Source organism: Paenibacillus popilliae ATCC 14706, assembly GCF_000315235.1.
Lineage (GTDB): Bacteria > Bacillota > Bacilli > Paenibacillales > Paenibacillaceae > Paenibacillus_B > Paenibacillus_B popilliae.
In genome coordinates this window covers 1-5,765 of sequence record NZ_BALG01000183.1, presented here as the reverse complement: position 1 = coordinate 5,765, position 5,765 = coordinate 1, and the positions used below count along the sequence as shown (strand labels likewise).

The window sequence follows — 5,765 nt, the reverse complement described above, 5'->3', positions numbered from 1 at the left end:
TAAAGAAGCATTCACGGCAGCAGACATTGATCAGGTGGAACAAGGTAACGGATAGAACAGTTGACAGGTATCTCAACGATGGTATAGAGTCGGTAGCTAACACACTGAAACTGATCGGAGAGTTAGAAAAAATCTGTCTGTAGTATGTCTATTTTGTGTCCGCTGTTTGTCGGTGGTTGAGGGTTACAGTAGAAGCAGAGCGAGGGAACAGTGCTCTGGGTGATGTCTACTGTACCCTTATCATCGTCGTAGGCACTCGGTCACGCTGAATGGTTGCAGCCGATGCAACCTTAGCTGTATTGCGATTGTGTGATACGGGGGATTAATGGTATTAGTGTGATGGTGTCGTTTGAGGCATGGGAACGGCGCTGTCACAGTGATACCGTTAAGGAATCACGATGAAGGAAAGAACGGGATATACACCCAATATCATAAAAAAGTAAGCGGCCTAATCACGGCCGCTTTTCTATGCCCAAGGCTTCACGAACACCTCAACATAAATAATCCGGTCGCTAGGTTCCTCCAACTGAATAGAGCCAATCTCGGAAGGCTCCGGCACAGGTTCATTGTTGTCGTGCAGTTCTTCGATTCGGTGTATCAACATGGCCTTGGCATCTTTAATGCCAACGACAACGGACGGAGCTGTTACAGCGGTGCCCGGGAAGTCCGGAAAGTACATGCTTACACCGGTCGGCGTCTCTTCAACAACAGCAGGATAAATGTAATTTGGCATCTGAGAACCTCCTTATATTCATGGAAGGGAGAGAGCAAGGGGACATCAAGGGTTAAAATTCAACCCCTGATGTTCGCTCAATACTTTTCAACGTGCCCTTCGCTAGAACATCGCCGCTGGAATGGTAACTCACATCGGCGTATCGCGTAGGGTTGTCTTTGTGTATGTACCGACGGTGGCTAGTGCCTTTGCCGTGAGTGGGGGATTTGTAAAATCCCGCAGCTTTGAGCGTTTGTAAGACTTCCCTGACGGTACGTTGCTTCCCCAATTGTTTCTCCCTCCCTTCATTATCTATTATAACACGCATAAATAACGCGCATCAATAATAAATGCGTATAAAATATGCGCATGAAAGGTTAGTGGGCTGATTTTTGTCGTACGGTTGCCACCTATATATAGAGGCACAGTTATTCATAACCTTCATATACTTTGCCGCTCCTTCGGGGGCGGTATTTCTTTTAGTTGGGAAGTGAGGTGATGGCATGAATATCGTACAGCCGATACGAGATCCGATTATGATCGAGCAGGTCAAGCGCTATCTGTTAACATCAAGCCCTCGCTATGGGGAACGTAACCGGATGTTGTTTGTATTCGGGATAAACGTCGGGCTTCGTGTTCAGGACATTTTGAAACTACGCGTCATGGATGTTAAAGGGGAACATATTGTGATGCGTGAAATGAAAACTGATAAACAGAAATGGATAAAAATCAACCCGACATTACGGAAAGAGCTTAAACGTTATGTTGCGAATATGGACGAATTCGATTTTCTCTTTCAAAGCCGCGAGGGCAAAAATAAACCACTTACCAGAGATATGGCTTACAAGATATTGAAAAAAGCGGCGGATGATATCGGACTCGTGGATATCGGGACTCATACCATGAGGAAGACGTTTGGATATCATTTCTATCAAAAGACCAAAGACATTGTGCTACTCCAAAAGATTTTTAACCATTCCAGCCCTGAAGTAACGATGCGATACATCGGCATGGATCAAGACATGATGGACAAGGGAATTGATGATTTTGGATTGTAATTCCGCAAAATGAGGATGTTTGGAACACATTCTGGGAGAATCAACAAGACCCTTGATACTACAAGGAAATTCGGTACTTTGCCAGTTATTCAAAATTATTAGATATGAGGAATTGAAGGAGGGGACGGCATGTAATTAGTGAACATCGAAAGCTGCCGTCACGGGAGCAGCCGGCGAAAGAATGCGGCAGATGCACGCAGAAAGGAGACTGTGATTTTAAGGGACAAGCATGAGGGTTGGGGGGAAGCCTGTGAAACAGATTGAACAACAAGTCATCAATCAACTGACCGGATACCGTGATATTGTGGGCCGCCTGCGTGTCTTAGAGACATATAGCGTCGGCAATGGCATTACCGTATCCCGACTCAACGAGGACGACCACTTGCAGGAGCTGCACCGTAAGCTGAGGGGTCTACCGTCGTACATGTACCTCACACGCCACGAGAAGCGCCTAGAAGCCGTTGCGCATGCCTATCTAGGGATTTACCCTACCGGGACATTAAAACAGCGTCAGGCGGTCTCTGAGTGCGTCTCAGGCGATGATGAGGATAAACGGCTACTTGAGGAGCTGCAACGGAAGATCCAGAAAGTCATCGAGGCCCGAACGGGAACCCCGGAAGGATACGAGGCGATTTTGGAGCAGTTGGCGGAGTATCAAGACCTCCAGGCCGAAAAGCAGCGCATCGATGCGGTGTTGGATGCGATGGACGTCGAGCTGGCAAAGCTACTGCGGTTAAAATATATAGATAATCTCTCTGTGTCAAAAATATGTGAAAAGTTAGCTGTGGCAGAGAAGACATACTTTCGTTGGAGGACAAAAGCAGTTAGCCAGTATGCGAAATTAAGTGGATTTTAAAAAATGTCCAGTAAGATGTCCAGTAGGATGTCCAGTTCAAGCCGTTTCAACCGTGCTAAAATGCTAGTGTCAGCAGAATTATCAAAAGCGAGGGGATATGCAAATGTCTACGTGTGAAATCAAGATTAAAGTTTTTATTCCAGAAGCAAAGATTAGTAACCCTTTGGGGCCGAGTACATTTGATGGGGATAACCGAGGGTTTTCATACGACGGTTCGTATCGCATCGCACAGTATATCAAGGTTGATCTAGATGACCTTGACATTGTCACAAATATGGCAATGACAGGTACGACATGTGAAAACGTTCTTAAATTTTATCCTACTGAAGTTGCCCCAAGTTCGGTTGAAACCCAAAAAAAGTGCAAAAAAGCTAGTGCTGATAAAATTAAATTGGAAGACATCAGAATAGAAAATGACATTTTACATTTTACGGCTATTGGTGCTGCCAGTAATCCTTTAGTTGCGTTGGCCCCAGATATTGACTACAAAATATATGTCTCTGTTCGTAAAAATGGTCGGGTATGTGTTACAGGTAGTCACGATGGTTTTCCAAACTATGAGGTGTGGAAGCGTGTGAATTACGGCACTCCTATCAACATTTACAGTTATAACCATGGAACGGAAAGTGCTTGGGCCCTAGGTCCTCCAATGGATAAAGATATCGCTGTGGGAACTTGTTCTTAAGTTTAAATTCGTTTCGTATGGGGGGGGCTCGCCCCCCATCACATAAATGGCGATAAAGTTAAATACAAGTAACTAGAAGATGCAGCGATTAGTGCAAAGGGACCAAACAATATCAAACCCCAAGACAACATCCTATTCTTAATACGTTGCGCCAAGTAAAAAGATACTGAACCGCTCATTGCGATAAGGGTAAAAACTAATACGAAATAGCTAAATACGAAACTCAACATGGCAGTAAATACACAACCCAATAAAACATAAAGCATAACGGCTGTACCCGTATCTATTGACCTGGATTTATTTAGGGAAGTTAGTAAAATCCAACCTAAAACACAACCAACATAATTGGACGCAATTGTAAATGTAAGTACAAGATATAATCCTTGTGTCGAATACCCAAACGGTTGGGGTAAACAAAAAAGGACTAACGGGGCAAGTAACGTAGCAACAAAAGCCGAAGCGCCAGCACCTTTAAAATAAGCAAACATGGTCATCCCTCCTTTTATACAAAATATAACATGTAATGTTTTCCAAGTCACTGATTATTCAGTGGCTTTTATTATGCTCAGAAAGGGTGTTTAAAATGAATCCGCAAATCGAAAACAATTTTAAGTATCACGCCCCAAAAGAAGGGCAACCGGAAAAGTACACGGCTATTCGCGATAAGGCGAAGGAACTGGCCTATTTGATTGATGAGCTGGCCCCGAACAGCCGCGAAAAGTCGCTGACTATGACCAATCTGGAGCAAGCAGTTATGTGGGCCAACGCTGCAATAGCGCGTAATTAATCTGTTAATCCTCCTACCTCTATACAGCCGCTCCTTCGGGGTGGCACTTTTATTAGGAGGAAAATCCTTCCTCGTGTCGAAGTATGACGTGAGGAGGGGTTTCAATGGATATTAATGGGATAATAACAATGCTTGATAGAGTACGGTTAGAAAATGTAGATCTAAGGTTGTACTTTACGCGCAAACAAAGCAACGACACCTATATTTCATATTCACCGACTATTTCAACTGATTTACAAGCCGATTTAATTAGCATTGTTACTAACGCTCTTAAAGAAGTAAGAGAAACAGAACAAAGGCCTTTTAACCCTATTGGTACAGTAGATGGCTGTGTAGAATACTGTGATGTTAAAGAAATAATGAATTTTCAAGAAATTCTAAATAGTATTAGAGAGGACGTGGTTATTAGAAGAAGAATAGCTACGGAAGAAATAAGAAAACTAACATTTTATTGTTTGAAAATAGTACTTGAAGATCAAGACGAATTGATGATTTTTAGAAGAGTCACAAAATTTAACCGGCTTACCAAAGGATTAATTGGTAGGTTTATCGAGGGAGACTTTGAAAAATTAAATCCGGATTTGCTGGGTATCGATGGCAATGTAGATGTTGTAATATTTAGAGATGAGATGCTGGTTCTGAACCATATTTCATTAGAAAGAATATTTTCAATTAAAGATCAATATATTGAGAAAGCATCTTATACTTTGGAAATTGTTGGACGATCCCGGAGAATACAGAATTTCGAACAATTCCGAGAAGATTGCTTAGCTGATGGAAGGATAATAAGGGCTTTAACAAAAATCCTGGATGATGAGGAACGGATTCACAAGTGCTTTATAAATTTTGAAAATGTGTTAGAGGTTGTTGATATTTTTGAACTAGATATTAAATTTGAAGAAGGAAATACTGTTTTAGTCTACGAAGAAAAAAGCCAATTACTGGACATCACAAGACTAATAAGAGATTCGTTTTATCGAAGCTTGATAAATAACAGAGAGGGTATCGATGAAGGGGTGTAATTAAGATTGAGGTGGTGAAAAAATGATTACAGTGCTATATAGGATAGGGCTATATGTGTCTTCATTTTTCCCACTGTATATTTTAATAGTCATTGGAAATTATAACTATTTCACATCATGGCTACAGTTTTGGGATTTAATAAAATTTAAAGACATAAGTACTTCCTTATTTTGGTTAATAATATTCATTTTAATAGTTATTTCGATTATCTCGTTGCTATGCATAACTAATCGAAGTCAAAATGAAAAACATCAATTCACGGGTGTTAGCAAGACTGAGGATAGCCTATTAAGCTATGTTGTAACATACTTAATCCCATTACTTTCAATTGAAATTACCAAAGTAAACAGTTTACTAGTGAATGCAGGATTGTTTTTACTTTTAGGGTTTATTTATGTGAGGAATAATTTTATCTATCTTAATCCACTGTTTTTGTTCTTCGGATACAACATTTTTAAGACTGCGAACGAAGAAGTTTTGATTTCAAATTATGACATTTATGATTTAAAAAACATGGAAAACGAAAAATTGAAGTGCAGAGTTTTGGGTTAGACGGATTGTAAAATGAAGTGCGACACCTTCTGGGAATAAAAAACAAAGGGCCCATGGCCGGATTCGTGTAGAATGAAAGTTCTCACCACCCC

8 protein-coding genes are annotated in these 5,765 nt (G+C 41.2%); 5 read left to right on the top strand and 3 right to left on the bottom strand.

The annotated features are described in order from the left end of the window. Window positions 1-466 precede the first annotated feature (466 nt). Together PPOP_RS11910 and PPOP_RS11905 are read right to left on the bottom strand one after the other, a co-directional pair. A complete protein-coding gene (locus PPOP_RS11910; protein ID WP_006286652.1) occupies window positions 467-733 on the bottom strand; it encodes a type II toxin-antitoxin system HicB family antitoxin in 267 nt (88 codons plus the stop codon). Between the two features lie 52 nt (window positions 734-785). Next, window positions 786-1,040, bottom strand: a complete 255-nt coding sequence (locus PPOP_RS11905) for a type II toxin-antitoxin system HicA family toxin (RefSeq protein WP_234399807.1) — start codon at window positions 1,038-1,040, stop codon at window positions 786-788. A 175-nt stretch (window positions 1,041-1,215) separates the two neighbouring features. Between PPOP_RS11905 and PPOP_RS11900 the strand changes: the two genes are divergently transcribed. The 3 genes from PPOP_RS11900 to PPOP_RS19480 all read left to right on the top strand — a co-directional run bounded on the left by PPOP_RS11900 (window position 1,216) and on the right by PPOP_RS19480 (window position 3,311). Then, window positions 1,216-1,770, top strand: coding sequence for a site-specific integrase (locus tag PPOP_RS11900; RefSeq protein WP_006286651.1), 555 nt, complete (start codon window positions 1,216-1,218; stop codon window positions 1,768-1,770). Window positions 1,771-2,020: 250 nt separating this feature from the next. Next, window positions 2,021-2,626 carry a DUF1492 domain-containing protein gene (locus tag PPOP_RS11895; RefSeq protein WP_148277929.1) on the top strand — a complete coding sequence of 202 codons (606 nt, stop codon included), beginning with the start codon at window positions 2,021-2,023 and terminating at the stop codon, window positions 2,624-2,626. 103 nt (window positions 2,627-2,729) lie between these two features. Continuing rightward, a complete protein-coding gene (locus PPOP_RS19480; RefSeq protein WP_052516616.1) occupies window positions 2,730-3,311 on the top strand; it encodes a DUF3238 domain-containing protein in 582 nt (193 codons plus the stop codon). 38 nt (window positions 3,312-3,349) lie between these two features. Here the strand turns inward: PPOP_RS19480 and PPOP_RS11885 are convergent, their stop codons facing one another. Further along, complete coding sequence (locus PPOP_RS11885) at window positions 3,350-3,799, bottom strand: hypothetical protein (protein ID WP_006286643.1); 450 nt, start codon at window positions 3,797-3,799, stop codon at window positions 3,350-3,352. A gap of 95 nt (window positions 3,800-3,894) precedes the next feature. Here PPOP_RS11885 and PPOP_RS11880 point away from each other — a divergent pair, with 95 nt between their 5' ends. Together PPOP_RS11880 and PPOP_RS11875 are read left to right on the top strand one after the other, a co-directional pair. Next, on the top strand, window positions 3,895-4,098 hold the full coding sequence (locus tag PPOP_RS11880; RefSeq protein ID WP_006286641.1) for an Acb2/Tad1 domain-containing protein: 204 nt from the start codon (window positions 3,895-3,897) through the stop codon (window positions 4,096-4,098). Window positions 4,099-4,202: 104 nt separating this feature from the next. Next, window positions 4,203-5,120: a Kiwa anti-phage protein KwaB-like domain-containing protein gene (locus PPOP_RS11875; RefSeq protein WP_006286639.1), complete on the top strand. Its 918-nt coding sequence runs from the start codon at window positions 4,203-4,205 to the stop codon at window positions 5,118-5,120. The last annotated feature ends 645 nt before the right edge of the window (window positions 5,121-5,765 follow it).